The sequence below is a fragment of the Rhodococcus sp. UFZ-B548 genome, assembly GCF_903819475.1.
Taxonomy (GTDB): domain Bacteria; phylum Actinomycetota; class Actinomycetes; order Mycobacteriales; family Mycobacteriaceae; genus Rhodococcus_F; species Rhodococcus_F erythropolis.
Genome location: NZ_CAIJDS010000001.1, coordinates 460,390 through 486,775, shown reverse-complemented (window position 1 = coordinate 486,775; position 26,386 = coordinate 460,390). Strand labels below are relative to the sequence as shown.

General features: G+C 63.1%; 26 protein-coding genes. 16 read left to right on the top strand and 10 right to left on the bottom strand.

Going from position 1 to position 26,386, the window contains the following annotated elements; all coding sequences use genetic code 11:
• Positions 1 to 40: 40 nt before the first annotated feature.
• The gene (locus H7C86_RS02345) at positions 41 to 2,713 is read left to right on the top strand and encodes a sacsin N-terminal ATP-binding-like domain-containing protein (protein WP_019744931.1); all 2,673 of its coding nucleotides are present in this window, start codon (positions 41 to 43) and stop codon (positions 2,711 to 2,713) included.
• 6 nt (positions 2,714 to 2,719) lie between these two features.
• On the top strand, positions 2,720 to 3,271 hold the full coding sequence (locus H7C86_RS02340) for a phosphatase PAP2 family protein (protein ID WP_020908797.1): 552 nt from the start codon (positions 2,720 to 2,722) through the stop codon (positions 3,269 to 3,271).
• On the opposite strand, the gene H7C86_RS02335 is transcribed toward H7C86_RS02340, so the two are convergent.
• Both H7C86_RS02335 and H7C86_RS02330 read right to left on the bottom strand, forming a co-directional pair.
• Positions 3,261 to 4,301: an iron-siderophore ABC transporter substrate-binding protein gene (locus H7C86_RS02335; RefSeq protein ID WP_182261024.1), complete on the bottom strand. Its 1,041-nt coding sequence runs from the start codon at positions 4,299 to 4,301 to the stop codon at positions 3,261 to 3,263. The two genes, H7C86_RS02340 and H7C86_RS02335, sit on opposite strands and share 11 nt — an antisense overlap.
• 90 nt (positions 4,302 to 4,391) lie before the next feature.
• Complete coding sequence (locus H7C86_RS02330; protein ID WP_182261023.1) at positions 4,392 to 4,649, bottom strand: DUF2530 domain-containing protein; 258 nt, start codon at positions 4,647 to 4,649, stop codon at positions 4,392 to 4,394.
• Positions 4,650 to 4,751: 102 nt separating this feature from the next.
• Here H7C86_RS02330 and H7C86_RS02325 point away from each other — a divergent pair, with 102 nt between their 5' ends.
• The 3 genes from H7C86_RS02325 (at position 4,752) to H7C86_RS02315 (ending at position 8,116) form a co-directional block, all read left to right on the top strand.
• Complete coding sequence (locus tag H7C86_RS02325; protein ID WP_020970489.1) at positions 4,752 to 6,206, top strand: NCS2 family permease; 1,455 nt, start codon at positions 4,752 to 4,754, stop codon at positions 6,204 to 6,206.
• A gap of 65 nt (positions 6,207 to 6,271) precedes the next feature.
• Positions 6,272 to 6,703 (top strand): MarR family winged helix-turn-helix transcriptional regulator, encoded by a 432-nt coding sequence (locus H7C86_RS02320; RefSeq protein ID WP_019744926.1) that lies wholly within the window; start codon positions 6,272 to 6,274, stop codon positions 6,701 to 6,703.
• Between the two features lie 105 nt (positions 6,704 to 6,808).
• Complete coding sequence (locus tag H7C86_RS02315; RefSeq protein ID WP_007733487.1) at positions 6,809 to 8,116, top strand: MFS transporter; 1,308 nt, start codon at positions 6,809 to 6,811, stop codon at positions 8,114 to 8,116.
• Here the strand turns inward: H7C86_RS02315 and H7C86_RS02310 are convergent.
• Positions 8,100 to 8,648, bottom strand: coding sequence for a hypothetical protein (locus H7C86_RS02310; RefSeq protein WP_020908793.1), 549 nt, complete (start codon positions 8,646 to 8,648; stop codon positions 8,100 to 8,102). The two genes, H7C86_RS02315 and H7C86_RS02310, sit on opposite strands and share 17 nt — an antisense overlap.
• A gap of 70 nt (positions 8,649 to 8,718) precedes the next feature.
• On the opposite strand from H7C86_RS02310, the gene H7C86_RS02305 reads away from it, so the two are divergent.
• From H7C86_RS02305 to H7C86_RS02295, 3 genes are read left to right on the top strand one after another with little or no spacing between them, the layout of a single operon-like run.
• On the top strand, positions 8,719 to 9,309 hold the full coding sequence (locus tag H7C86_RS02305; RefSeq protein WP_029256019.1) for a TetR/AcrR family transcriptional regulator: 591 nt from the start codon (positions 8,719 to 8,721) through the stop codon (positions 9,307 to 9,309).
• Positions 9,310 to 9,357: 48 nt separating this feature from the next.
• Complete coding sequence (locus H7C86_RS02300; protein ID WP_003939731.1) at positions 9,358 to 10,164, top strand: RNA methyltransferase; 807 nt, start codon at positions 9,358 to 9,360, stop codon at positions 10,162 to 10,164.
• Positions 10,161 to 10,421, top strand: a complete 261-nt coding sequence (locus H7C86_RS02295; RefSeq protein ID WP_020908790.1) for a DUF2537 domain-containing protein — start codon at positions 10,161 to 10,163, stop codon at positions 10,419 to 10,421. The genes H7C86_RS02300 and H7C86_RS02295 overlap by 4 nt, the downstream gene beginning before the upstream one ends.
• A gap of 20 nt (positions 10,422 to 10,441) precedes the next feature.
• Here H7C86_RS02295 and H7C86_RS02290 read toward each other — a convergent pair whose 3' ends face one another.
• From H7C86_RS02290 to H7C86_RS02275, 4 genes are all read right to left on the bottom strand, one after another.
• Positions 10,442 to 11,227 (bottom strand): DUF6928 family protein, encoded by a 786-nt coding sequence (locus tag H7C86_RS02290; protein ID WP_182261022.1) that lies wholly within the window; start codon positions 11,225 to 11,227, stop codon positions 10,442 to 10,444.
• A 52-nt stretch (positions 11,228 to 11,279) separates the two neighbouring features.
• Positions 11,280 to 12,239 carry a septation protein SepH gene (gene sepH / locus H7C86_RS02285; RefSeq protein ID WP_182261021.1) on the bottom strand — a complete coding sequence of 320 codons (960 nt, stop codon included), beginning with the start codon at positions 12,237 to 12,239 and terminating at the stop codon, positions 11,280 to 11,282.
• 199 nt (positions 12,240 to 12,438) lie between these two features.
• The gene (serC, locus tag H7C86_RS02280; RefSeq protein WP_007733484.1) at positions 12,439 to 13,560 is read right to left on the bottom strand and encodes a phosphoserine transaminase; all 1,122 of its coding nucleotides are present in this window, start codon (positions 13,558 to 13,560) and stop codon (positions 12,439 to 12,441) included.
• A 63-nt stretch (positions 13,561 to 13,623) separates the two neighbouring features.
• On the bottom strand, positions 13,624 to 14,751 hold the full coding sequence (locus H7C86_RS02275; RefSeq protein ID WP_003940025.1) for a citrate synthase 2: 1,128 nt from the start codon (positions 14,749 to 14,751) through the stop codon (positions 13,624 to 13,626).
• A gap of 245 nt (positions 14,752 to 14,996) precedes the next feature.
• Here H7C86_RS02275 and pdxH point away from each other — a divergent pair, with 245 nt between their 5' ends.
• The 5 genes from pdxH (at position 14,997) to H7C86_RS02250 (ending at position 20,079) form a co-directional block, all read left to right on the top strand.
• Complete coding sequence (gene pdxH, locus H7C86_RS02270) at positions 14,997 to 15,710, top strand: pyridoxamine 5'-phosphate oxidase (RefSeq protein WP_007733483.1); 714 nt, start codon at positions 14,997 to 14,999, stop codon at positions 15,708 to 15,710.
• On the top strand, positions 15,707 to 16,972 hold the full coding sequence (locus tag H7C86_RS02265) for an MFS transporter (RefSeq protein ID WP_182261020.1): 1,266 nt from the start codon (positions 15,707 to 15,709) through the stop codon (positions 16,970 to 16,972). Before pdxH ends, H7C86_RS02265 begins: the two co-directional genes overlap by 4 nt.
• Before the next feature lie 41 nt (positions 16,973 to 17,013).
• Positions 17,014 to 17,961, top strand: a complete 948-nt coding sequence (locus H7C86_RS02260) for an aldose 1-epimerase family protein (RefSeq protein ID WP_020908787.1) — start codon at positions 17,014 to 17,016, stop codon at positions 17,959 to 17,961.
• 358 nt (positions 17,962 to 18,319) lie between these two features.
• A complete protein-coding gene (locus tag H7C86_RS02255; RefSeq protein WP_182261019.1) occupies positions 18,320 to 19,618 on the top strand; it encodes a citrate synthase in 1,299 nt (432 codons plus the stop codon).
• A 98-nt stretch (positions 19,619 to 19,716) separates the two neighbouring features.
• The gene (locus H7C86_RS02250; RefSeq protein ID WP_019744913.1) at positions 19,717 to 20,079 is read left to right on the top strand and encodes an FKBP-type peptidyl-prolyl cis-trans isomerase; all 363 of its coding nucleotides are present in this window, start codon (positions 19,717 to 19,719) and stop codon (positions 20,077 to 20,079) included.
• 92 nt (positions 20,080 to 20,171) lie between these two features.
• Here the strand turns inward: H7C86_RS02250 and H7C86_RS02245 are convergent, their stop codons facing one another.
• Positions 20,172 to 20,933 (bottom strand): ABC transporter permease, encoded by a 762-nt coding sequence (locus H7C86_RS02245; RefSeq protein WP_133727946.1) that lies wholly within the window; start codon positions 20,931 to 20,933, stop codon positions 20,172 to 20,174.
• On the bottom strand, positions 20,930 to 21,883 hold the full coding sequence (locus tag H7C86_RS02240; RefSeq protein WP_020970481.1) for an ATP-binding cassette domain-containing protein: 954 nt from the start codon (positions 21,881 to 21,883) through the stop codon (positions 20,930 to 20,932). Before H7C86_RS02240 ends, H7C86_RS02245 begins: the two co-directional genes overlap by 4 nt.
• A 93-nt stretch (positions 21,884 to 21,976) precedes the next feature.
• On the opposite strand from H7C86_RS02240, the gene H7C86_RS02235 reads away from it, so the two are divergent.
• Entirely contained in the window at positions 21,977 to 22,780 is an 804-nt protein-coding gene (locus tag H7C86_RS02235; protein ID WP_182261018.1) for a TetR/AcrR family transcriptional regulator, read from the top strand.
• Here the strand turns inward: H7C86_RS02235 and H7C86_RS02230 are convergent.
• On the bottom strand, positions 22,715 to 23,698 hold the full coding sequence (locus H7C86_RS02230; RefSeq protein WP_007733475.1) for a sugar-binding transcriptional regulator: 984 nt from the start codon (positions 23,696 to 23,698) through the stop codon (positions 22,715 to 22,717). The genes H7C86_RS02235 and H7C86_RS02230 overlap by 66 nt on opposite strands.
• A gap of 239 nt (positions 23,699 to 23,937) precedes the next feature.
• On the opposite strand from H7C86_RS02230, the gene H7C86_RS02225 reads away from it, so the two are divergent.
• Positions 23,938 to 24,768 carry an MIP/aquaporin family protein gene (locus H7C86_RS02225; protein WP_020908781.1) on the top strand — a complete coding sequence of 277 codons (831 nt, stop codon included), beginning with the start codon at positions 23,938 to 23,940 and terminating at the stop codon, positions 24,766 to 24,768.
• A 65-nt stretch (positions 24,769 to 24,833) separates the two neighbouring features.
• Positions 24,834 to 26,342 (top strand): glycerol kinase GlpK, encoded by a 1,509-nt coding sequence (glpK, locus tag H7C86_RS02220; protein ID WP_020908780.1) that lies wholly within the window; start codon positions 24,834 to 24,836, stop codon positions 26,340 to 26,342.
• The last annotated feature ends 44 nt before the right edge of the window (positions 26,343 to 26,386 follow it).

Here is a 26,386-nt window from a genome sequence, read left to right as displayed (position 1 = left end):
CGAGGCGACGCTGCGCGCGTGGTCGGAATCTCCGACGCGATTGCGTGAAGACGCGGCTGCGGAATCCGACCTCGCGAAGGCCGGGTACCGCGACCGTCTGCTCACCGAACTGGCGCAGAACGCTGCCGATGCAGCTGCACGCGAGGGCGTCGAGGGCTCTTTGTGGGTGGACGTGGACGGTCGGACGCTGACCGTCGCGAACACCGGCCGTCCGCTGGACGAATCCGGCGTTCACGCACTCACGGCGCTGCGTGCGTCGAACAAGGTCGACGCCGACGAAGGCGTGACGGGACGGTTCGGAGTCGGATTCTCGGCAGTTCTCTCGGTCGGTGACGAGGTGGAACTGCGCTCGTCGACGGGATCGATTCGATTCTCTGCCTCGCAAACTCTGCGCGAGATCGAGTCTCGCGAACTCCCCGTGCCGGAAACCGGTGTCCCCGTACTTCGTTTGGTGTGGCCGTCTGGCGAATTGCCGAGCGACGGTGCCGATTCGGAAGTGGTGCTGACGCTTCGGCCGGACGTCGATGCCGCGGCGCTGCTTTCGCAGATGACACGTGAGGCAGTCGATCTGCTGCTCGAACTCCCGGCTCTCGGATCAATTCGTTTGGGTGAGAAGACTTTTCGGCGATCGGAACGAGTGCTGGATTCCGGTCTCGTCGAGGTGGTCATCGGAGATCGCACGTGGTGGCAGTACTCGGCGCCGAATGCACGGTGGTTGGTGCCGGTCCGCGACGGGGTCGTCGAGCCGGTCGCAGACGACGTGCTGCGGGCGCCGACCCGATCCGACGAGGAACTGTCGATCCCGGCGATCATCATTGCCGACATTGCAATGCAACCCGATCGGCGACGCCTCATGCCCGCTGCACCGATCGCTCCGCTTGCCGAGGGGTACGCGAAGTTCCTTGCTGCACTACCTCCTCGGCAGCGAACGGCACTCGTCCCGATTCCTGCCTTTGCCCGCAGCGAAACCGATTCGCTTCTGCGCGAAGCACTTCTGAAGGAGCTGCAGGAAAACGAGTGGCTTCCGGTGGTCGGTGAACCCGACCGCGCGCCGCAGCGAGCATCCGTGGTGCCCGGGCTCAGTGACGATCTTGCCGAGTTGCTCACCGACATCATCGGCGGCCTGGTCGTCCCCGAGCTCTCCGGCCCCAAGCACGAGCGAGCGCTCGCGGCGGTGTCGACGCACCGCATCGGGCTCGCGCGTATCGCGGAACTGCTCAGCGGCTTGGAACGTGAACCGAAGTGGTGGAATCGACTCTATTCGGCTCTCGAGCCCTTGGTGATCGACACTCTTGCGGTGGAAGAGCTTGGAACACTGCCGGTTCCGCTCTCCGATGGACGAACGGTGACCGGACCGCGGACCGTCGTCGTCGGCGTCGAATTGGGCGAAGACGCACCGTCTGTGCAGTGGACGAGGTTGGTTCATCCTGTCGCGGCGCACCCGTTGCTGTCTCGATTGGGAGCACAGACCGCGAGTGCCACCGACCTGCTGTCCGATCCGGCACTGCGAGCCTTGATCGAAGATGCTGCGGATCAGGATGATTCGGTAGCGACGGAGTTGGCGCAAGTGGTGCTCGGATTGGCGGCCCACGTGGCGCCAGGGGCGCTGCCGTCGTGGATCGGTGAAGTGCTGCTTCCTGATTCGGAGGGCGAATTGCGGTCCGCCGACCAACTTCTGCTTCCGGGAGCCCCCCTTGCAAGCGTCCTGGTCGAGGATTCTCCCTTCGGCATCGTCGACGCTGATTTTGTTCAGCGGGTGGGGGAGCAGGCGCTACGGGTAGTCGGTGTCGGGTGGGGTTTCACGGTGGTCCGTGAGGAATTGCCGTCCGGCCCCGATCACGATCTCGACGCCGAAGACGCATGGTGGGACACCCTCGACGAGGACCCCGAATACATCGAAGCCGTGCGCGATCTCGATCTCGTGGACGAAGACCGCTGGCCGCAGGCGCTGTCGCTGCTGGTCGAGTCGCCGGCGACGCGGGCGCTGCTCACCGACCGTCGTGGATACACGGCGTGGTGGTTGCGTTCGAATGCCGAACTCGGCGGTGAGGTGCTTGGCTTGCTGCGCGCTCCAGGCGATCGCACCTTCGAGGGATTACTCGATGCTGCCGAACACCCCGACGCCGGATTCTTCGCCGGATTACTGGCATCCGATACCGTCGACGATCCGGAACTGGCTCAGCTGCTGCTCGATCGGCTTGCCGACCCACTACGGATGCCGGCCTCCGCCGTCGTCGCGCGGACGCACCGACTGCTGGGTGAGGCAGCGCAGCGACGGGTTCTCGACCTGGAGGAACTGCACCTGCCGCCGTTCGTGCGAGGCCTTTCCGGCGATCTGGTCGATCCCGGCGACGCCCTTGTTCTCGACCGACCGTGGCTGGGAGCGGCACTGCCTGCACAACGAGTGGTGCTCGGCAGTTTCGAGACAGCTGACGCACTGGCAGATCTGCTCGACGTCGCTACGGCGTCCACATCCGTTCACGGACGAGTGAGCAGCACCGGCGTTGTGACGACGTGGGCGAACGAACCACAGGCAGTTCTCGGCTTCGCAGCCCTCGGCCGTGAGGTTCCCGGCGGCGAGGTAGTGATCCATCACGAACTGTCGGTGGAACTGACGGGAGCGGTGGAGGCGACAGTGACCGTGCCGTGGTGGGTGGACTCGGACGGCGTTCATCACGTGATGCGCACGTGGACTCTGCCGCAAGGGATGTGAGGGCAGATGTCTTTTGATCAGTGGGTACTCGACAGTGCAGTGAGCCAGCGGACGGCGTGGCTCGTGGACGTGGTCGACGTCATCACCGACAGCGGCGGAACCCTCGCGTCGTGGCTGATCGCGACGCTGCTCACGATCGTGCTTCTGGTTCGGGGGCTCCGAACGGAAGCTCTGCTGATCGCCGGATCGATGTTGACCGGTCTGCTCGTGATGAGCGGATTGAAGCGCATCTTCACGCGAACCCGTCCACCCCTGCCGGAGCGTTTGATCGAAATCGATTCGTATTCGTTCCCGTCGGGCCACGCGATGATGAGCGCGATACTCGCGACTTCGGTTGCCGCAGTGATTCTTCGGCTTGCTTTGCCGAGGCTCGCGAAGATGGCAATGCTCGCGAGCCTCGGCCTGTACACGATCGCTGTCGGATTCTCCCGCGTCTACCTGGCTGCCCATTGGATGACCGATGTGCTGGCAGGGTGGGCGTTCGGGATGGTGTGGGCCGGAGTGTGGATCTGGGGAACTGCGCAGATCAGGAAGCGCCGGGCGCTGGTTACTTCCTGAGTTCGGCGAGTAGTTGGCTTGTCGCCCACGGCAAGCTCAGTGCTGAACTCGCGGTCAGGGCCGCACCGACCTGCGGGGCCTGATCGTCGTTGACGTAGACGACGCGATCGTTCTTGACCACGTCGAGTTGCTGGAAGCCCGGATTGTTTCGGACCGCCTGGGCGGCATCGGGATTGCCGATGACAACGAGACGGTCCACGTCGAGGAGATCTAGTCGCTCGGTGGAGATGGGCGCGTAGAACTCACCGTTCATCAATGCCTCGACCGCGGGAGCAGGTTTGAATCCGAGACTGCCGAGGACCCGTCCGCGGGCGTCCTCGGAGGAGAAGGCGTAGAACTCCGGGGTCGTGTCGACGCTGATGATCACCGCGGTCTGGTCTGCAAATTCCGGGTGAGCGCTTCTGGCGTCGGAGAACTGCTTGTCGATATCGGCGACCAACTTCGCGCCGTCGGTCTCGCGACCCACTGCCTTCGCTGCGGTCTTCGTCGTGATCTGCCACGGAGTTGCGTAGTCGCCGTAGGCCGGATCCTTCGCGACGGTCGGGGCGATCGCGGAAAGTGTGCTGTACAGGTCTTTGTCGATGCTCGAGTAGAGCGCGAGGATCAAGTCGGGCTCGAGCGCAGCGATCTTTTCGACGCTGATCGTGGTTTCGGGATTGCTGCCGACGACGGTCGGTTCGGTTCCGCCCCAAGGGCCGGTGACCCACGGCCACGTGCGGTTGACGTCCGGCTCGCCCGGGTACTGATTGACCATTCCGACGGGCTTGATGCCCAAGGCCAGCAGAGCCTGCTCGTCGTTGTAACCGACGGTGACGATCCGTTGTGGTTCGGAATCGATCGTGGTGCTGCCGAAAGCGTGATCGATCGTGACGGGGAAGGCGCCGCCACCGGAACTCGACGAACTACTTGCTGCGTCGTCGTCCGAACTGCAGGAGACGAGTGCTGTGCCGACCAGGGCGACCAGAGCAACGGATGTCAGTCTCGTCCAACGTCCTCGGCTTTTCCAACGATTTCGGTGGGAGATCTTCACGGTTACGTGGTTCCTTTCAGCATTGACAAGCTAAGACCGACACTAGAGTGCAGGGTAGGCTTACCATACTGAAAGGGTGAATCGACCTGCTCAGTCGACCAGACCGGCGCCCTGTTGTGCGCTCTTGTCACCGCGCACAGCTGCGCGTCGTTGAATGGAGAACAGAGCGAGGCCGAGGAAGCCGACTCCGATACCCGCGTAACAGATCGGGAGTGCATCCGACCAACGATCGCCGCTCACCGCGACCACGATCGTGGCGACCACCCACAATGCGGTGCCGACGATCAGTGCCGGCGCGGGTGCGGACAATTTGCCGATCACGCCTGTTGTGTTGCGAGTCTCCGTCACAAAATTAACGCTACCCGTACCCCGGTGGCCTACTCTCCCTAGTGCGACCGGCTTCATGTGCGCCGGCACACGGCGACCTACAGCGATGGGGAAAGAACAAACATGGCGGCACCCGGCAAGATCCTCGACACCTATTTCAAGATCAGCGAACGAGGGTCGACGATCTCGACCGAGGTTCGCGGCGGTGTCGTCACCTTCGTGGCGATGGCCTACATCGTGGTCCTCAACCCCCTGATCCTCGGCAGTTTCTCGGCTGACGACGCTGCAGCGAAGACCGACGTTCTCGGCAACATCCTTCCGGTCAACCAGGTGGCTGCGGTCACCGCTCTGGTTGCCGGCCTGATGAGCATCGTCTTCGGTCTCGTTGCCAACTATCCGTTTGCCATCGCCGCGGGTCTCGGCATCAACAGCCTGCTCGCCGTCACCATCGCACCTCAGGTCACCTGGCCCGAGGCGATGGGCCTGGTGGTCATCGACGGTGTGATCATCGTTCTGTTGGCACTCACCGGTTTCCGAACTGCGGTGTTCAACGCGATTCCCTCGGCATTGAAGTCCGCAATCGCGGCCGGTATCGGCATGTTCATCGCCTTCATCGGACTGGTCGACGCCGGATTCGTCCGCCGCATCCCCGATGCCGCCGGTACGACGGTTCCCGTCGGACTCGGAATCAACGGCTCGATCGCTTCGTGGCCGACCGTGGTGTTCATCTTCGGTGTCCTGCTCATGGGTGTTCTGGTCGTGCGCAAGGTTCGTGGTGGACTGCTGATCGGCATCGTCGTCACGACGATCCTCGCTGCGATCATCGAGGCAGTTGCCGACGTCGGACCCTCGCTCGGAACCAACCCCAAGGGCTGGAACCTCAGCATCCCCGCGATCCCGGAGATGCTCGGTGGTATGCCTGATCTGAGCCTGGTCGGCGACGTCAGCATCTTCGGCGCGTTCACCCGCATCGGTGTTCTGGCCGCCAGCCTGCTTGTCTTCACCCTCGTACTCGCGAATTTCTTCGACGCCATGGGCACGATGACGGGTCTCGGTAAGGAAGCCGGCCTGACCGACAAGGATGGAAACCTCCCCAACGTCGGTCGCGCGCTTGTCGTCGAAGGCGCCGGTGCCATCGTCGGCGGTGGCGCTTCGGCGTCGTCGAACACCGTGTTCGTGGAATCCGCGTCGGGTATCGCCGAAGGCGCCCGCACGGGCCTGGCAAATGTCGTGACCGGACTGCTCTTCCTCGTCGCGATGTTCCTGACGCCGCTCTACTCCGTCGTGCCGATCGAGGCAGCTGCGCCTGCCCTTGTCGTCGTCGGTGCGCTGATGATCGGACAGGTCCGAGACATCGATTTCACCAAGTTCTCGGTGGCACTCCCGGCGTTCCTGACCATGATCGTCATGCCGTTCACCTACTCGATCGCCAACGGCATCGGTGTCGGCTTCATTTCATGGGTGGTCCTGCACGCTGCCAGCGGTGGTATCAAGAAGATCCACCCGTTGCTCTGGATCGTGGCGGCACTTTTTGTGGCCTACTTCACTGTCGGACCCATTACCGACGCCCTTACGTGAAATCAGGGTTGACCGGTATTCGATTACGTGAGCTACCGGCCAGCTCTTGACGTATTGTCTGACGCGTGACCACCGAAACTCGTGCGCTGGCCAGCGATCTTTCCCTGGCTGTAGTGCGTCTCACCAGGCATCTGCGCGGCCGCAGAGTCGACGCTCAGGTATCGCTGACGCAACTGTCCGCTTTGGCGAGCCTGGATCAGTACGGCCCGATGACCCCTGGCGTACTCGCAGCACGTGAGAAAGTTCAGCCGCCGTCGATGACGCGCGTTGTTGCTTCTCTCGCCGAGCTCGGTCTGGTCGAGCGCTCGCCGCATCCCACGGACGGTCGTCAGATCATCGTGAATCTCTCCGACGCTGGGCAGGCGTTGCTCGCGGACGAGACCCATGCGCGTGAGGCGTGGATGAACGAGCAGCTGGCCGGGCTGGGTGGCGAAGAACTCGCGACGCTGCGCGGTGCCGTCGGGATCATCACGGAGATGGTCAACAAGACGGAGTAGTTCCGCGAGTTATGCGGTCGCGTAGCTCCGCTACATAGAGGTCGTTGCCCAAACGAATTACTCGAGGGGCAAGATGGTGGAGTGCCCCGAGACCCCGATTCCGGCATGTTTGCCGCGCTCCACAACCGCAACTACCGCCTTTGGGCTTCCGGACAGATTGTTTCTCTGGTCGGCACGTGGATGCAACGTATTGCCCAGGACTGGCTGGTACTGACGCTCTCGGACGGCAACGCGTTGGCGGTGGGCATCGTCATGGCCTTGCAGTTCGGTCCGACGCTGTTTCTGTCGGTGTGGGGTGGGGTGCTGGCCGATCGGTACGACAAGCGTCGGATCCTGATCTTCACGCAGTGGGCGAGTGCGGTATGCGCACTGGTGTTGGGTCTGTTGGACGTCGGTGGGCTCGTTGCGTTGTGGCACGTCTTCCTGATCGCCTTTGCCCTCGGCTGTGTCTCGGCGCTCGACGCACCGGTGCGTCAGTCGTTCACTATCGAGATGGTGGGCAAGGAACACCTGTCCAATGCCATCGCGCTCAACTCGATGACGTTCAACACGGCCCGCATCGTCGGTCCGGCCATCTCGGGTGTTTTGATCAACCTGATCGGAACTGGATGGGTGTTCCTGCTCAACGTCGCGACGTTCGGTGGGGTCCTCATCGCGCTGTACCTGATGAACAAGAAGGAGCTGATCCCGTCCGAACCGGCGCCGCGTACCAAGGGGCAGGTGCGCGACGGGTTCCGATATGTGTGGGGTCGCAAGGACCTTCGGGTGATCATGGTGTCCGTCTTCATGGTCTCGACGTTCGGCCTGAACTTCGCGATCAGCCTGGCGGTGATGGCGCGCAACACGTTCGGTCTCGAAGCCGACGGTTACGGACTGCTGTCCACGACGCTTGCCGTGGGAACCCTTGCAGGCGCTGCGTATGCCGCAAGGCGCAAGGAAGCGCCGCGGTTGCGGACGTTCCTCGGTGCCGCCGTGGCTTTCGGCGTGTTCGAGGTCGCGGTGGGATTGATGCCTACCTACGCGTTGGTGGCGCTGATGTTGATTCCCACGGGCGCACTGACGTTGACGTTCACGACGTCCGCGATGAACATCCTGCAGATGTCGGTCCCCTCCGAGATGCGCGGGCGGGTGATGGGCATCTACATGCTCAGCTTCCTCGGTGGCACACCGCTGGGAAGCCCGCTGCTTGGTTGGCTCGCCGACTCCGTGGATCCCCGTGCGCCCCTGATCGTGGGCGGAGTGATCTCGCTCGTCTCAGGCACAGTGGCCGGGGTGTACCTGCTACGTAGCGAAGGGCTGAAACTTCGTCTTGCGAGGCCGGAAGACGGTGGAAGGTTGCCGGTGTTCGTCCTGCGTCCGGTGATCGTGTGCGACGCGACCGAACAGGCAGTCGAGGCTAGCCGCGCGCCGTGACCTTCTCGCGCTTGGGAAACACCGTGTAGCTCAGGGCGATTGCTCCCCAGATTCCCAGCACCACTGTCAGCTTGCTGATCCATCCGTCGAGGGCACCCGTACGTGCGGGGTCGTCGACGAGGAAGATGGCCGCGCCGAGAAGTCCGCACGCGATGGCCCAGGCGATCGCGGCTTTGCCGAACTCGCGCCATTCGCGCAGTGCTCGCGCACTCCCGTACTTGGGTGGCGCGACGGGAGCCGGGCCGCCGGCGAATCGGTAGGCGAACCTGGCGTCGGCCCAGGAGATGAGACTGTGCCCGAACGCAACGGAGAAGCCGATGTAGGCCGCAGCCAGCCCGTGGGTGAAGTTCGCCTCGCCGCCGTCCCGAAGATCGAGGGCTGTGGCGACGAGCAGGACGACGTCGACCAGGGGTGCGCAGATGAGCAGTGCGGCACCCAGCGTCTTGCGGCGCAGCAGATAGCGGGCGGCGAGACCGGCGGCGATGAACACCCAGAACATGATTTCGCACGCGATGATCAGATGGACGATCATGACATCAGCTCATTTCTAGTACGACTGTGTTAGTGATCGAAAACTAGCACAACTGTGTTAGCTTTGTGAAGTGGTGAAACGAAGCAGCCCCGATGAGCGACGGGAAGAGATCGCCGAGGCTGTCTGGCGTGTGATCCGTCGTGATGGTGTGGCGAGCGCGAGCGTCCGGGCCGTCGCGGACGAGGCGAAGATGTCGACGGGGTCGCTAAGGCACTTCTTCGCGACGCAGTCCGAACTCTTGCTGTTCGCGATGACGCTCGTGACCGTCCGAGTGGAGAAGAGAATCGCCGGCATCGACTTCGATCCCGACATCCGCCGCGCGATCCGCCAGTTCACCGATCAGTTCGTTCCCCTCGACGAAGATCGGCGTGAAGAAATGCAGGTCTGGGAGGCGTTTGCTGCTGCCGCCCAGACCGATTCGACGTTGACGGCAGTGCGTGACGAGACGGACCGGACGCTGTTCGAGCACTATCGAACATTTGTCGAGGCCGTACATGATGCAGGATTCCTGCAGCCGGACGCCTCGGTCGACATCGAGGCGATGAGGTTGCATGCGCTCGCCGACGGGCTCGCGTCGCACGGCGTCGACAATCCCGAGCGAACCAATCCGCAGGTGATCAGCCAGGTGCTCGACGCGCATTTCGCTACGCTGCTGCGCTAGGTCGGGAGTAGTGACGGGGGCCCGCGGTGCGTACGGCACGATAGACCCGTGGTTCACGTCATCGACATCTCAGATCCCGCCGACCCCCGGTTGGATGACTTTCGCGATCTCAACTCCTCGGATCGGCGCCCCGACCTGCCGGAGGGCAAGGGACTGGTCATCGCCGAAGGAGTATTCGTCACTCAGCGGCTGCTGACGTCGCGGTTCGAGCCGATCAGTCTTCTCGGCGTTGAACGACGGCTCCTGGAGCTCGCTGACGATCTCGACGGTGTGGACGTGCCGTTCTACCGTACGAGCGCCGAAGTGATGGCCGAGGTCGTCGGATTCCACCTGAACCGTGGCGTCCTCGCTGCAGCAGCGCGCCCGGCACCACTCGCGGTCTCGGACGTGCTGAAGGACGCAAAGACCGTCGTGGTCCTCGAAGGCGTCAACGATCACGAGAACCTCGGCTCGATGTTCCGCAACGCTGCAGGGCTCGGCGTCGACGCCGTTCTGTTCGGGAAGGGTTGTGCTGACCCGCTCTACCGGCGGTCGGTCCGTGTGTCGATGGGGCACGTGCTGCGAGTGCCCTTCGCGCATGTGGCAAAGTGGCCACATGACTTGGATGAGCTGCGTGGCAACGGTTTTCAGCTCATATCCTTGACTCCGAATCCGGAAGCGGTCACTTTGGCCGAAGCGATGACCGGGGAGAAGGTGGCACTACTGCTGGGCGCCGAGGGGCCAGGTCTGACCGAACATGCGATGCGGGCCACCGACATTCGTGCCAAGATACCGATGGCTCCCGGCACCGACTCGCTCAATGTCGCAACCGCAGCGGCGATGGCCTTCTACGAACGTGTCAGGACCGGCCGGTGACTCTGGACCGCACGCCCTGGTTCACCGGAATCGCGGTGTCGGTATTCGCCGCGATGCTCTCGACCAGCGCCGTCGCGGCGTTCTGCATCGCGCTCGGCAACGTGAACGTGCTCCTGGCGGTTGTCGTCAATATCATTGCGGTAGGTGGACTTGCGCCGACCGTGTGGCGCTGGCGAGCCGTCCCCGTGTGGCGATGGGTGGTCTACGGCGCGGTAGTCGGCGTTCCGCTCGGGTGGATCGCAGCGATAGCCGCGTGACTGTGTGATGCTTGTTCGCGCTACTTGAACCCGAAGTACCGGGCGAGGCGACCGCGCGGCTTGGCCGCGGGTGCGTCGTGGATCGGCGGCATGTTTTCGGGCATGGGTATCTCTGTCGGCGCCTGCTCGGGTACCGGTACGGGAGCTGGGGGCGCAGGTTTGGGTGCCTCGCCGGGGCGGTGAATCTTGAAGCCCCACAGGAGAATCTGCGTTGTATCGAGTTCGTGTTCTCGCGGCGCGCCGGTGTATCGGAATCCCAGCCACTCGAGGTTGGCGGACTCCGCGAACTGTTGCGGGTGGAACGGAAGTGACTGCGGATCGGGCAGGATCCCGGGCGGGTAACGCAGGGGATGGTTGCCGGCCCAGAATTCCAGTTCCCACGTCTGCGGGATCCCCAGATTTTCGACGATGTCGATCGGGATGGCACTGAACGAGCGTCGTAGCTCGCCGTCCTCCCACAGTGCAAACGAACCCTGCGCGGTTTCGGGGACGGAGCTGATCAACAGCGTCGAGCCGCCCTCGGCCGAAAGGTGCCAGGACTCAGGCAGTTTCGAGGGGACAAATGTGCTGAGTTCGGAGCTGCAGACGACGCTCACTCGGCCGTACGCGCCGACGAAGACGTAGCCGGGGCTCACCGTCGCGGCCATCGACAGCGGCTGAGGACCGAGAGACTCGAACTCCTTGTCCGGGTACAGCGACATGGCGATTTTCAGCGCCTCGGTCTGATCCGGCTGTGGGTACTTGCTCAATTCGGTGCGAGCGTCTGCGCCGCCCAGAAACCAGATCGTCGATACCCGTGCAGCCACCGGCAGCCCTCTCTCCTCAGCCTCGCTCGAAAGAAGAATACTTTCCTTCGGGTCAGCGACCGCTGCTGCGGACCCCGAGGAGTACGTCGTCCCACGAGGGAAGAGCAGGCCGTCCGCGCTTGTCCTTGGTCTGCGTCTGCTGCGGAGCGGTTTTCGGGGTCACGTCCGGTGCAGGCTCGGGAACCTCTTCGGCGACGACTGTCTCCGGCTCGACAGCAATCGGCTCGGGCGTCACGATTCGTTCCGCCACCACCGTTCGCTCGGAAGCTGCTGTCCGCTCGGAAGCTGCTGTCCGCTCGGAAACTGCTGTCCGCTCGGAAACTGCTGCGGGCTCCGGCTCGATCTCCGCCACCGGTTCGACGTCGAATCGGGACAGTTCAAGCTGCTGCGGCTCGTTCGAAACCACCGGTACCAGGCCGCGGAGCGGGCGACCGAAGTCGGGATCGATCAAGTCGAATGCCGCGTCGTCGAGTGCGACGATCGTTCCGCCGTGCGCGTCGGGCTGGTAGCGCCAGTGTGCGGCGTTGGTGGTGCGGCCGGCCTGCCACTGCAACTGCGCGACCCACTGATTGTCCTCGTCGCGCCAGGCATCCCAGGTGGCCTCGTCGATGCTGTGGCCGCGGGCGCGGAATGCGTGGGTCACGATTTCGGAGAGGGTGGGAACTGTCGGACCGTTGTCGCGCACCGGGTGTCCGCCCTGCGCCATTTCCGCGGCGCGGGAACGCTCGAGCAGAACGGGGTACGCAAAGCGCTCGACCTTGCTGATGGGGATCTTCGCTTCTTCGGCGACCTGCTCTACGGAAGCACCGGAACGAATGCGCGCCTGAATTTCGCGGGGACGGAGTTGGCTTTCCATTTCGATCTCAATCTGGCCGAGTCGAGCCACGTCTCCGCGGGAAGCTGCACGAAGTTTGTCATCGGCGGGAAGCCGGAATTTCTGGCCGGTTTCAGCATCTGCGCACACCACATGCGATCCATCGGGTTCAAGTCCGATCACTCGAAGCTCTCGCACATTGACCTCCTTATCGCGCCGGCTCGCGACTTTGCGCCGCGCTCAACTGTAATTCATTCGTGACCATGGACTCGGCAGGACACGCAGGGCGAGATGACCTCGGATCCGACCACCGGTGTGGTAGCTCACAAGGCCTGGCGCAAACGACGCTCGGCCCCCGACATCATGTCGGGGGCCGAGCGGTGAAGCATTATGAAAATCAGCCGAGCTGAGAAACGACCCAGTCGATGCTCTTGGTGAGAGCGGTGACGTCATCGGGGTCGATGGCCGGGAACATGCCGACGCGCAGCTGGTTGCGGCCGAGCTTGCGGTACGGCTCGGTATCGACGATTCCGTTGGCGCGCAGGATCTTTGCCACCTCGGCAGCGTCGACGTCGTCGTTGAAGTCGATGGTGCCGACAACCTGCGAGCGGTGTGCCGGATCAGCGACGAACGGCGTTGCGAACTCGCTGGCCTCGGCCCAGTTGTACAGGCGCGAGGACGAATCCGCGGTGCGAGCGGTGGTCCAGTCGAGGCCGCCGTTGCTGTTCATCCACTCGATCTGGTTGGCGAAGAGCAGGAGGGTGGCCAGGGCCGGGGTGTTGTACGTCTGATCCTTGGAGCTGTTGTCCACGGCGATGGGCAGTGAGAGGAAGTCAGGCGTCCAGCGGCCCGAATCCTTGATCTCCGCGACGCGCTCGAGGGCGGCCGGGCTCATCAGCGCGATCCACAGTCCGCCGTCTGCGGCGAAGCACTTCTGCGGAGCGAAGTAGTAGACGTCGGAATCGGCGACGTTGACCGGAAGTCCACCGGCGCCCGAGGTGGCGTCGATGGCGATCAGTGCGTTCTCCGAACCCGCGGGGCGCGAGACGGGGATCGACACACCGGTGGAGGTCTCGTTGTGCGCCCAGCCGATGAGATCGACGGACGGGTCGGAGACCGGCACCGGTGCGCTGCCCGGATCGGCGGAAACGACGATCGGGTCACCGATGAACGGGTTGGCCTTGGCGACCGAAGCGAACTTGGAGCTGAATTCGCCGTTGGTCAGGTGCAGCGACTTCTCGCGGATGAGGCCGAATGCGGCCGCATCCCAGAACGCAGTGGTTCCGCCGTTGCCGAGGACGACCTCGTAGCCCTCGGGCAGTGAGAACAGATCGGCGAGGCCGGAACGAATGCTGGCCACAACGTTCTTGACCGGCTTCTGGCGATGGCTGGTGCCGAACACCGAAGCGCCCACCTCGACCAGGGACTGCAGCTGCTCGGGGCGAACCTTGGAAGGACCGCAGCCGAAGCGTCCGTCGGCGGGCTTGAGGTCGGCGGGGATGATCGGTGTGGAGGTCATCGCTTCTTTCTGTTCCTTCACTTGTGTTCTGTACTACCGTGATTGGCGAATTCGAGCGGGGTACTACGCGTGGCTGATCTGGTCCCAGCCCTCGACCGACTCCGGAGTACGGGGCGCCGGGCCGGTGTAGATGGCGGCCGGGCGTACCAGCTTACCGAGACGCTTCTGCTCGAGGATGTGTGCACACCAGCCGGCGGTGCGGCCACAGGTGAACATGGCAGGCATCATGTGCGCGGGAACCTCGGCGAAGTCGAGGATGACGGCGGCCCAGAACTCGACGTTGGTCTCGATCGCGCGATCGGGACGACGCTCACGCAGTTCTGCCAGTGCAGCCTGCTCGAGAGCTGCGGCAGCTTCGTAGCGGGGAGCGTTGAGGCGCTTCGCGGTAGCGCGGAGCACGCGAGCACGGGGATCTTCGGCGCGGTAGACGCGGTGTCCGAAGCCCATGAGCTTTTCCTTGCGGTCGAGGATTCCCTTGACCAGTGCGCGGGCGTCGCCGGTCTTCTCGGTCTCTTCGATCATCGGAAGAACGCGGGCCGGTGCGCCGCCGTGCAGCGGGCCGGACATCGCGCCGATGGCGCCGGAAAGCGAGGCAGCGACGTCGGCGCCGGTGGAGGCGATGACGCGGGCCGTGAAGGTGGAGGCGTTCATGCCGTGCTCGGCTGCCGAGACCCAGTACGCGTCGATTGCCTCGACGTGTGCCGGATCGGGCTCACCCTTCCAGCGAACCATGAAGCGCTCGGTGACCGTCTTGGCCTCGTCGATGCGGCTCTGTGGGACTGCAGGCTGGTAGATGCCGCGAGCGGACTGCGCGACGTACGACAGTGCCATGACGGATGCGCGGGCGAGCTGGTCGCGGGCGGTCTCGTCATCGATGTCGAGGAGCGGCTGGTATCCCCAGATTGGAGCCAGCATCGCCAGTCCGGCCTGGACGTCGACACGGACGTCGCCGGTGTGAATGGGGAGGGGGAAGGGCTCGGCCGGCGGGAGGCCGGGGCCGAAGCGGCCGTCGACGAGAAGGGCCCATACGTTGCCGAAGGTGACCCTCTGGCCGACCAGGTCTTCGATGTCGACTCCGCGGTAGCGCAGTGCGCCGCCGTCCTTGTCGGGTTCTGCGATATCGCTGGTGAAGGCGACGACGCCTTCGAGTCCGCTCACAAAATCGTCCGGTATTGCTGCGCTCGCTGCCATTCTCGTGGACTCTCCTCGTTCGAGTGCGCCAGGTCTACAGTCGCACTGCCTCAGCTTCAGTGACTGCGCCTCGGTGCTCGCAGGGATGAGCACGCACCGTGTTTTGTACTGCGCAATCGTCTCGTCCCGATTCGGTTGCTGTCGCTGGTGCGGCTCGCGGTCCGGGTCGGGTCTAGCCACGGCAAACTTTAGCGCGTGCCGCGTAGCCGTTGGCCAGTGAGTACCCGGGAGTAGCGTTCTCGGCTGTGTCGAATGAACGTCAGGACCCGCAGGCGGTGGACAACGAACTCGCGGCCATGCGTGTGGGCTATCCGCAAGCAGGCAGCGAATCGGAGTCCGTCGAGGACCGCATGAGTGCGGAATTGGATACCTCGGTCGTCGAGACCGGTTGGCTGCCCCTCATGCGTCAATGGCTTGTGGACGCCGTCGAAGCTGACGCGCCGGAGCCCAACGCCATGACTCTGTCGACGGTGGACGACGGTGGCCGTCCGGCGTCGCGGACCGTGCTCTGCAAAGGGCTCAGCGAAGACGGTGTCCTCTTCTTCACCAACTACGGATCCGACAAGGCTCGTCACCTCGACGCGCACCCGTACGCGTCGGCCAACTTCACGTGGCTGACCCTTGCCAGGCAGGTGATCGTCCGCGGCACCACCGAGCGCGTGAGTGCTCAACTGACGCAGGAGTATTGGCGAACCAGGCCTCGTGGATCGCAGCTCGGCGCGTGGGCGTCGTCGCAGTCTCGTCCGATCGACTCGCGTGCCGATCTCGACGAGCAACTGCGTGAGGTCGCCGCCCGATTCGGCGTGGACGGTGAAATTCCGGTGCCACCGAACTGGGGCGGGATTCTGATTCGGCCCGAGTCCGTCGAGTTCTGGCAAGGACGCGCCAACCGCATGCACAATCGAGTTCGCACGAGCCTGGTCGACGGACAGTGGTCCGCCGTCCGTCTCCAGCCGTGAGCCGGTTACTCGCGGACACGACTCCGCTCGAGAATCGCGACTATCGACGGCTGTGGACGGCCGGCATCGTCACCGTCATCGGCGCTCAGCTCAGTGTGGTCGCCGTACCGCAACAGGTGTACGAGATCACCCGAAGCTCGGCCTACGTCGGTCTGACGGGAATCTTCGGTCTGGTCCCGCTGGTCGTTTTCGGTCTGTGGGGCGGCGCACTGGCCGACGTCATGGATCGACGACTGCTGTTGATGATCACCTCGATCGGACTCGGTGTCACGTCGGTGCTGTTCTGGATCCAGGCTGCTCTGAACGTGAACAACGTGTGGTTGGTGCTCGGATTGTTCTCGGTTCAACAGGCGTTCTTCGCGGTGAACCAACCGACGCGAGCGGCGATCATCCCTCGGTTGATTCCGGGCAGGCAGTTACCTGCCGCGAACTCGCTGAACATGACTGTCGTGCAGTTCGGTGCAATAGCCGGCCCGCTACTGGCGGGTGTCCTCATACCGTCGGCCGGTCTGCAACTGCTGTACCTGCTCGACTCGATCTTTCTGATCGCCACGTTGTGGGCAGTATGGAAGCTCCCGGCGATTCCGCCGACCGGCACGTCTCGGCGGGCCGGGCTGAGCGAGGTCCTCGGCGGTTTCACGTATCTCGCGACGCAGAAGGTTCTGCTCGCGTCGTTCGTGGTGGACATCATCGCGATGGTGTTCGGGATGTCGCGAGCGCTGTTCCCGGAAATCGCACACGAATCCTTCGGTGACCCCGCCAGCGGCGGTTTTGCGCTCGGACTGCTGTTCGCAGCGATGTCGGTGGGAGCCGTTCTGGGCGGAGTGTTCTCGGGTTGGTTGCCACGGGTTCAGTACCAGGGGCGGGCCGTGCTGGTCTGCATCGCGCTGTGGGGGCTGTCCATGGTCGGCTTCGGCGTAGCGGTGTACTTCGCGAGTCCCGGTTCCAGTGTGATTCTGCTCTGGGTGGCGGTTGCATTCCTGGCATTCGGCGGCGCCGTCGACATGGTCTCGGCCGCATTCCGCAGCACGATGCTTCAGCAAGTGGCAACCGACGACATGCGCGGACGACTGCAGGGCGTATTCATCGTGGTCGTGGCAGGTGGTCCGCGCATCGGTGACGTCCTGCACGGCGGTGCGGCCTTCCTGTTCGGGACCGGTGTCGCGGCAGCGGGCGGCGGCTTCCTGGTGATTGTCGGTGTTGTCCTTTCTGCCCTCGCATTTCCGGCGTTCGTTCGCTACAAGGTGGGACGCGCCGTCTGACGTCCTGGTTAACCGGTCGCTCGTGGTGGAAACTGGTACGTATGACTGCGCCGCACAGCACGGGTAGGGGAGGGTTCGAGATCCGTGGTGGCGGCTATCGAGCCGAGATCGCCGCGGCCGGTGCCGGGTTGCGGCTTCTCGACCACGAAGGTCCGAACGGTCAGCGCGCGCTGACCGAGACCTGGGCGCTCGGATCGAAGCCACCGCTGTCGGCCGGATTGGTTCTCGCGCCGTGGCCCAACCGAATTCGCGACGGGCACTTCATGTTCGACGGCATCGAGCATCAACTCGAGATCACCGAACCTGCGCTGGGGAACGCGAGCCACGGGTTCGTCCGTCGTCGCAATTGGAGCCTCGTGGACCACACCTACGAGCGCGTCGAACTGTCGGTGGACGTCGGACTGCACAAGGGTTGGCCGTATCCGTTGCAGCTGACGATCGCCTATGAGGTCGGTGCCGACGGGTTGACCGTCACGCATACGGCCACGAACAAGGGTGCGACCTCGTCTCCGTTCGGGCTCGGAATGCACACTTTCATTCGCGCCGGCGACTTTCCGCTCGACGAATGTGCGCTGCATCTGGCCGCAGGCACGCGGTTGCCGATCGATCCGGCGAGGATGCTGCCGAACGCGTATTCGCAGGCAGTCGCCGGTACGGATTACGACTTCCGGACACCGAGACTGCTCGACGGGGTTCAGTTGGACACGCCGTACAGCGCATTGGACGTCGTCGACGGCAGTGGTCGGACGCAACACGAGCTGCTGGCTCCGGATGGAACGGGCACTGCCCTGTGGACCAACCGCGAGTTCCCGTGGATTCAGGCCTTCATCGCAGATCCCGCCAACGACAAGGGGTATCCCGATCGCGGCCGCGCATTGGCTTTGGAACCGATGACCTGCCCGCCTGACGCCTTCAATTCGGGCATCGACCTCCTGGTGCTTCACCCGGGGCAGACGTGGACGGGTAGCTGGGGCATCAAGGCTCTGTGATCCGGCTCTCATACCGTGGGATCGTGTAACGCCGAGTAGGCATCGGCCGATAACAATCGGTTTTCGGTACCTCGTGTCAGTGCTCCGGACGGTCCGACATTGGTCCCATTCTCGGATTGCTGCCGAGATTTGCAGATCAGTGTGGGTAAATGCGCGATTCCGTAGACTGGAGTACCGGTCACGCGAGTGGGAAAACCCAGCCTGGAACGTGTTTCAGTTTCGGTGGGTATGTCGGGTTCGTGAGTACCCGAAAAATAGCCGTGGAGCGACCCTCCTTCGGCACGATCTCTCCCGTGCGACTAGTTTCTAGTTGATCGCATGTAGTTACTCGTTGGTTCGAGCTTGAGAGGGATCCTTCGTGCCCGCTGACAATGACACAAAGCCCACGCTTACTTACCCCGGTGGTGAGTACACGATGTCCATTGCCAGGGCAACAGAGGGCAATGACGGCATCGAGCTGGGAAAGCTGCTGGCCACAACGGGGTACACCACCCTTGACCCCGGTTTTGTGAACACTGCATCCACCAGTTCTGCAATCACCTACATCGACGGTGAGAAGGGAATCCTGCGTTACCGCGGATATCCCATCGAGCAGTTGGCAGGTAAGTCGACGTTCATCGAGGTCAGCTACCTGCTGATCTACGGCGAACTGCCGACCGACGCCCAGCTCGAGTCCTTCACGGACCGCATTCGTCGACACACCCTGCTCCACGAGGACCTCAAGCGGTTCTTCGACGGATTCCCGCGCAACGCTCACCCGATGCCGGTTCTCTCTTCCGCAGTGAACGCACTGTCGGCGTACTACCAGGATTCGCTCGATCCCGAGGATCCGGAGCAGGTGGAACTGTCCACCATCCGTCTTCTTGCGAAGCTGCCGACCATCGCTGCGTACGCGTACAAGAAGTCCGTCGGACAGCCGTTCCTGTACCCGGACAACTCGTTGAACCTGGTCGAGAACTTCATGCGTATGACGTTCGGCTTCCCGGCCGAGCCGTACCAGGGTGATCCCGAGGTCGCCAAGGCGCTCGACATGCTGCTGATCCTGCACGCAGACCACGAGCAGAACTGCTCCACGTCGACCGTGCGCATGGTCGGCTCGTCGGACGCCAACCTGTTCACCTCCGTCTCTGCCGGCATCAACGCACTGTGGGGCCCGCTGCACGGCGGCGCGAACCAGGCAGTGCTCGAGATGCTCGACGAGATCAAGGCCAGCGGCAGCACCGCAGCCGAGTTCGTCCGCAAGGTCAAGAACAAGGAAGACGGCGTGAAGCTCATGGGCTTCGGGCACCGCGTCTACCGCAACTACGATCCGCGCGCTGCGCTGGTCCGCGAAACCGCGCACACCATCCTCGCCAAGCTCGGCGGCGACGACGAACTGCTCAACATCGCAATGCAACTCGAAGAGGCCGCCCTCACGGACGACTACTTCATCGAGCGCAAGCTCTACCCGAACGTCGACTTCTACACCGGCCTCATCTACCGCGCGATGAGCTTCCCGCCGCGCATGTTCACGGTGCTGTTCGCCATGGGCCGTCTGCCCGGCTGGATTGCGCACTGGCGTGAAATGCACGAGGATCCGGCTACGAAGATCGGCCGCCCGCGCCAGATCTACACCGGCTACACCGAGCGTGACTACAGAGACATCACGTCCCGCTGACGCGTGACCTAGCGACATCACGTCCCGCTGACGCGGACCTAGCGATATTACAACCCGCTAGCTTTCTGCCCCTATATTCGCCTCAACGAGGAGGACCCATGAGTAGCAAGCCCGTAATCGAGTTCCAGGAAGGCCCCGCGCCGACCGATCTGGTCATCAAGGATCTGGTTGTCGGAGAAGGCGCCGAAGCCGTTCCCGGTGGCACCGTCGACGTTCACTACGTCGGTGTCGAGTTCGAGTCCGGTGAAGAGTTCGACTCTTCCTGGAGCCGTGGCGAGTCCATTCAGTTCCCGCTTCGTGGCCTGATCAAGGGTTGGCAGGACGGCATCCCGGGCATGAAGGTCGGCGGACGTCGCCAGCTCACCATTCCGCCGGAGCTGGCATACGGCCCCGCCGGTGCAGGGCACCAGCTTTCCGGCAAGACCTTGGTCTTCGTGATCGATCTGCTGGAAGCCAAGTAATTCACTGTGCGCCTTTATTAACCCCCCGCGGTTAATAAAGGCGCACAGCACAAGCAGCCCCGCACCGTCAGGTGTGGGGCTTTCTTGTGTGGTCAGCTCGCGGTCTTTCGTCGGTAGAGCCAGTTCGACCACACGAATCCCGCGGCGGCGATGCCCAGGCACCACGCGAGGGCGATGGCCGCGCTGTTCCCGATCGGCGTGCCCATCAGGAGTCCGCGCACCGTCTCGATGATCGGGGTTACCGGTTGGTGCCGGGCAAATCCCTGCAGCCATGACGGCATTGTCTCAGCCGGTACGAAAGCAGTGCTGACGTAGGGCAGGAACATGATGGCGAAGGTGAATCCGCTTGCAGCCTCCGGGTTCTTGGCCAAGAGCCCCAAAGCTGTCGAGAGGTACGACATGGCAAAGACGAAGGCGACGATCACAGCGGCGACGCCGAGCCAGCGCAACGGATCGCTGGTCGGGCGAAACCCCATGATCAGCGCAACGACGACCACGATCGCCGTAGTAAGGACGTTGCGGACGACGCTGGCCAGTACATGACCGGTCAGGACCGACGACGGAGAGATCGCCAGGGTCCGGAAACGGTCGATGACCCCGTCCTTCATGTCGCTCGAGACGCTGACCGCGGTGGTCGAGGCACCGAAACCGGCGCACAGAAGGATGATTCCTGGTACGACGTAGTCGATGTACTCGCTACCGGTGTTGATGGCGCCGCCGAAGACGTAGACGAACAGCAGCATGAGCATGACCGGAAGGGCTATCGCGGTGATCATCGAATCCGGACTGCGCAGAACGTGTTTGAGATTCCGGCGGAGCATCACCGCGGAATCGATTGCAATGGTGGAGGTCATCGAACGCTCGCAATCTCGGGTTGACCTGATCCGGTGAGCGCGAAGAACACGTCGTCCAGATCCGGAGTGTGAACGGAGAACTTCTCGACGGTGATCGACGGATCGTCGATCGAGTCGAGGATGGCTTTGATCGAAGGAACCGCCCCGTCGGAAGGGATGTGCAGAGTCAAGGTCTCGGCATTCGAATGCGCCTGCGGCAGTGATGCCGCGGCGAGTTCGAGTTGAGCCAGGTTCTCGAATTGCAGAGCGACATGGCCGCCGGGAACAAGGCGTTTGAGTTCGTCCGGTGTTCCCTCGGCGACGAGGCGACCGCCGCTCAGCACGCCGACTGTATCGGCCAATTCGTCTGCCTCGTCGAGGTATTGGGTGGTGAGGAAGATGGTGACGCCTGACGCTGTAAGTCCTCGAACGATCGACCACATTTCGTGGCGGCTCCGCGGGTCCAGGCCGGTGGTGGGTTCGTCGAGAAAGACGACGTCCGGTCGGGCGACGAGGCTCATTGCGATGTCGAGTCGTCTGAGCATGCCGCCCGAGTAGTCGCCGGCGCGTTTGTCGCCGAAGTCCGTCAAATCGAACTGGTCGAGCAATTCCTCGGCACGGCGACGGGAGTTCTTCCGGCCCAGGTGATTCAGTTCGCCCAGTAGGATCAGGTTCTCGAATCCGGTCAGCAAGGTGTCGACGGCCGCGTACTGCCCGGTCACGCTGATGCGCCGCCGAACGTTCTGTGGATCTCCGGGCAGTGAATGCCCCGCGACCGTGACCTCGCCTCCGTCGAAGGGGATGAGGGTGGTGAGAATTCTTACGGCCGTGGTCTTTCCGGCGCCGTTCGCGCCGAGGAGTGCGTACACCGATCCGGCCGGGACCGACAGGTCGAGTCCACCCAGTACCTGTTGATCGCCGTAGCGCTTACGGAGTCCGCGGACCGAGATTGCGGGGATCGTTCCTGACATCGAGACCTCCAAGTAAGAACTGTGTATGTCATAAACTCGTGTTTATAGCGTACACAGTTCTAGGATGATGGCAAGAGTGAAGAGTGGGAGCTTATGGATCGCGGAGCGCTACCGAGAGCAGTTGAACTGGCCTGGGGACTGGACCAGCCGGGAACGCGGGGTCCCAGGAAGGGGCTCAGTCTCGAGCAAATTCTCGACACCGCGATCGAGTTGGCCGACGCGGAAGGTGTCACGGCTCTGTCGATGGGCCGCGTGGCCAAAGCGCTCGGGTTCACGACCATGTCGCTCTACCGCTACGTGGCAAGCAAAGACGAACTGATCGAACTGATTTCGGATCGGGTGATCGGGCCACCGCCGGTGATTCCCGACGGCGTGACCTGGCGCGTCAAGCTCGAGGCGTGGGCGAATCAGGAGTACGCCACGATGCTGAGTCGACCGTGGTGGCTCAAGCTGCCCATCACGGCTCCACCGACCGGGCCCAACAACATGGCGTGGCTCGACGCGGGTCTGAGCGCCCTCGACGGTGTCGACCTGAGTGCCGCGTCGAAGTTTCAGGTGGTGACCAACGTGTCGTTGTTCGTCATCGGCCGCGCCCGATTCTCGGCTGACCTGGCTACTCGTTCAGCGCAGTCGGCAGATGACGACGTCGCATACGGTGCTCTCATTGCCCGTGTCATCAATCGGGAGGAATTCCCCCACCTGAGTGCCGCAATCGAGGAGGGTGGCTTCGAGGACGGCAGCCCGGAGGGTGAGGCCGCCGGCGACGATGCCTTCGATTTCAGTTTCTCGCTTGGCTTACTGCTCGACGGAATCGAGAAGCTGGTGCAGCGGTCAGGACACCAGCGCGGTGGCACTGACGTCGTCGATGATCAGGTCGGTGATCAGCCCGCCCCGTAGTGCGCCCTCCAGCGCGGGCAGTTTTGCTGTTCCGGCGACGATGCACACGCGCCTGGCGACCTTCTCGAAAAGGTCCAGTCGTGGGCCGCTCGCGCGCTCGTTGAGTTCGATTCCGCGGTAGCTCCCGTCTGACCGGAAGAACACGGTTGCGATGTCGCCGACTACTCCGTCGCGTCGAAGTGCTTCTGCTTCATCGGGTTCGAGGTATCCGGCGGTGTAGACGTGACTCGGGACGTTGCCGCCCGGTACGCCGATGCTGAAGACTGCCAGGTCCATTCGCTTTTGCATGTCCAGTACGCGTTTGATACTTCGTTCGCGCCACAACTGCTCCCGGGTCTCCGGGTAGTCGAAGAATGCGGGGACCGGAAATCCTTGGGGGAGAGCGCCGTAGGCGTCGGCGATGGTTCGGATGATGTCGCTGGCGTACGAGATTCCGGTGGTGCGAGTGTTCGCTGCGCCGTTGAGTTGCACGACGTACGAGTTGTACGTGCGTTTGGGGGCAAGGTGCTTGCTGACTTCACTGAGAGTGGTTCCCCAGGCGATCCCCATCACCATATCGCTGTCGAAGAACGACGCGAGCAGGCGTCCGGCAAAGGTTGCGACCTTCTCGAGTCGCTCGAGATCGCCCACCAGTTCCGGCACCGTCACCACGTGGGCACGCACTCCGTACCGTTCCGAGAACTCGCGTTCGATGCGAGGAGCCTGGCCGTGCGGGGTGCTGATCTTGATCTCGACGAGGCCTGAGGTGCGCGCGTAGGTGATCAATCGGGAGACGGTGGATCGGGACACCCCCATGTCGCGGCCGATGGCAGCCATGGTCTGGTCCTGGAAGTAATAGAGGCGTGCGGCCTGAACGGCGTCGGCGATGCGAGGGTCCGCCGGATCGGAGGTAGCGGAGTCGGAAGTGGGAGTTTCCATGGGTTCGTCCTGTCTGCACGTACGTGCAAGAGCACTGAACCGAATCTTATCCGAGTAGAACCAGGTTGAGCCGCTCGATCACGCAAAGTCCCAGAAGTGTGTCTGTTACCCGCGTTACGGTGCGCAAATGACGCATTTGCACATATGTGCACGAGCTATGCGTGAATGTGCAATGGGCTTTACGCTACGGGTGCAGCAATCCAAACTATGACATGCATCACAACGAACTGAGGGTGGGGATGGAGAAAGCCAAGCGATTGGGGCTTCCAGGCGAGTTGGCAGCCGAGTTCGCCGGAACGATGATCTTGATCTTGTTCGGCGTCGGAGTTGTGGCGCAGGTTGTGTCCGGCGGGAGCGGTGGGGGTCTCGGCGGACACGACAGTATTGCGTGGGCCTGGGGACTCGGCGTCATGTTCGGCATCTATGTCGCAGGCCGGGTGACGGGTGCTCATCTGAACCCCGCAGTGACCTTCGCCTTCGCGATCTTCCGGGGATTCTCCTGGCGCAAGGTGCTGCCGTACACCCTGGCGCAGACCGCTGGAGCCTTTGTCGCCGCGTTGATAGTCCGGTGGAATTACAACGACATGCTCAATGCGATCGATCCCGGACACACAACCGCCACCCAGACGATCTTCTCGACGATGCCCGGAAACGGAACGCTTCCGGTCAGTCTCGGCTCGGCTCTGATCGATCAGATCATCGGCACCGCCATCCTGTTGTTCCTCATCGTTGCAGTCACCGATTCTCGTGGAACTCCGCCGCTCGCGAATCTCGCGCCGTTTGTCGTCGGATTGATCGTGGTGGGAATCGGATTCGCCTGGGCGACCAACGCGGGGTACGCCATCAACCCGGCGCGCGACTTCGGGCCACGACTGGCGTCCTTCATCACCGGCTACGGCAGCGCCTGGCGAGATCAGTACGGGAGCTTGTATTTCTGGGTGCCCATCGTGGGACCCCTGATCGGCGCTCCGATCGGAGTGTTCCTCTACGACAAGCTGGTTGGAAGATTCCTGCCTGACGACGAGTCGGCGGAGGAAGCGACCGAAGAGCTGGCGTCGATACCGGCGTGACCGCGAAACATTATCTCTGACAGTCAATCTCTCGTACTTTCTTTCGATACCAAAGGGGTAGCACGATGACGCAGTTCGTAGCCGCGATAGACCAGGGAACCACCTCCACACGTTGCATGATCTTCGATCACAGTGGGCACGTAGTCGCTGTCGAACAGCACGAGCACACACAGATCTTTCCGCAGGCAGGCTGGGTCGAACACGATCCGATCGAAATTTGGGACAACGTCCGCAACGTCACCGCGGGCGCTTTGGCAAACGCAGACCTGACCGCGGCCGATATCGCGTCCGTCGGCATCACCAATCAGCGTGAGACAGCGGTGGTGTGGGAACGCGCCACCGGAAAACCCGTCTACAACGCAATCGTCTGGCAGGACACACGCACCGATCGAATCTGTACTGCACTCGCCGGCGAGGACGGGCCGAAGAAGTACACCGAAGTCACCGGATTGCCTTTGGCCACGTACTTCTCGGGTCCCAAGGTCAAGTGGATTCTCGACAACGTCGAGGGGGCGCGTGAGAAGGCCGAAGCAGGAGAGTTGTGCTTCGGCACGATGGACACCTGGGTGCTGTGGAACATGACCGGCGGCGTCGACGGCGGAGTGCACGCAACCGACCCCACCAATGCGTCGCGCACCCTGTTGATGGATCTCGACACTCTCGCTTGGGATTCGGCGATCTGCGCCGACATGGGCATCCCCGAATCGATGCTCCCCGAGATTCGCAGCTCGTCCGAAACTTTCGGATTCGTGCGCGAACGCGGAACGTTGTCCGGCGTGCCGATCGCCGGAATCCTCGGCGATCAGCAAGCAGCGACTTTCGGTCAGGCCTGCCTCTCACCCGGAGAAGCGAAGAACACCTACGGAACCGGCAACTTCGTGCTCCTCAACACCGGCACCGAAAAGGTGATGAGCAAGAACGGTTTGTTGACTACGGTCTGCTACAAGATCGGTGAGCAGCCAACGGTTTACGCGCTGGAAGGATCGATCGCCGTGACCGGTTCGCTGGTCCAGTGGCTTCGGGACAACCTCGGCATGATCGACAACGCGGCCGACATCGAGGTCAATGCGCGCTCTGTGGACGACAACGGTGGCGCGTACTTCGTGCCTGCGTTCTCGGGTCTGTTCGCACCGCACTGGCGCGCGGATGCCCGCGGTGCCATCGTCGGTCTGACCCGGTTCGTGAACAAGGGGCACCTTGCCCGGGCGGTACTCGAAGCGACTGCGTACCAGAGCCGTGAGGTGATCGAGGCGATGAACCTCGACTCGGGCGTCGACTTGAAGGTACTCAAGGTCGACGGCGGAATGGTCGCGAACGAACTCCTCATGCAATTCCAGGCCGATCTGCTCGACGTCGAGGTGATCCGCCCTGTCGTTGCGGAGACCACGGCATTGGGCGCTGCGTACGCCGCTGGTCTCGCGGTCGGGTACTGGGAGAGCGAGGACGACATTCGCAGCAACTGGGCGAAGGACAAGAGCTGGACGCCGTCGATGGATTCGGCCGAGCGTGAGCGGCTGTACGCAGGCTGGCAGAAAGCCGTCACTCGGACACTCGACTGGGTCGACGCAGACTGATAGCGGCGCCCGAATTTCTACCTATTTTCAAGTGAAGGAACCCT

What these genes read in the sequence shown, in the direction of transcription:
- H7C86_RS02310 (WP_020908793.1), bottom strand. Translation starts at nt 8,648, where the DNA reads ATGATCGTCCATCTGATCATCGCGTGCGAAATCATGTTCTGGGTGTTC.
- H7C86_RS02275 (WP_003940025.1), bottom strand. Translation starts at nt 14,751, where the DNA reads ATGGCAGCGAGCGCAGCAATACCGGACGATTTTGTGAGCGGACTCGAA.
- H7C86_RS02260 (WP_020908787.1), top strand. Translation starts at nt 17,014, where the DNA reads ATGACTGCGCCGCACAGCACGGGTAGGGGAGGGTTCGAGATCCGTGGT.
- H7C86_RS02250 (WP_019744913.1), top strand. Translation starts at nt 19,717, where the DNA reads ATGAGTAGCAAGCCCGTAATCGAGTTCCAGGAAGGCCCCGCGCCGACC.
- glpK (WP_020908780.1), top strand. Translation starts at nt 24,834, where the DNA reads ATGACGCAGTTCGTAGCCGCGATAGACCAGGGAACCACCTCCACACGT.
- H7C86_RS02325 (WP_020970489.1), top strand. Translation starts at nt 4,752, where the DNA reads ATGGCGGCACCCGGCAAGATCCTCGACACCTATTTCAAGATCAGCGAA.
- H7C86_RS02235 (WP_182261018.1), top strand. Translation starts at nt 21,977, where the DNA reads ATGGATCGCGGAGCGCTACCGAGAGCAGTTGAACTGGCCTGGGGACTG.
- H7C86_RS02340 (WP_020908797.1), top strand. Translation starts at nt 2,720, where the DNA reads ATGTCTTTTGATCAGTGGGTACTCGACAGTGCAGTGAGCCAGCGGACG.
- H7C86_RS02240 (WP_020970481.1), bottom strand. Translation starts at nt 21,883, where the DNA reads ATGTCAGGAACGATCCCCGCAATCTCGGTCCGCGGACTCCGTAAGCGC.
- H7C86_RS02225 (WP_020908781.1), top strand. Translation starts at nt 23,938, where the DNA reads ATGGAGAAAGCCAAGCGATTGGGGCTTCCAGGCGAGTTGGCAGCCGAG.
- serC (WP_007733484.1), bottom strand. Translation starts at nt 13,560, where the DNA reads ATGACCTCCACACCGATCATCCCCGCCGACCTCAAGCCCGCCGACGGA.
- H7C86_RS02230 (WP_007733475.1), bottom strand. Translation starts at nt 23,698, where the DNA reads ATGGAAACTCCCACTTCCGACTCCGCTACCTCCGATCCGGCGGACCCT.
- H7C86_RS02245 (WP_133727946.1), bottom strand. Translation starts at nt 20,933, where the DNA reads ATGACCTCCACCATTGCAATCGATTCCGCGGTGATGCTCCGCCGGAAT.
- H7C86_RS02315 (WP_007733487.1), top strand. Translation starts at nt 6,809, where the DNA reads ATGTTTGCCGCGCTCCACAACCGCAACTACCGCCTTTGGGCTTCCGGA.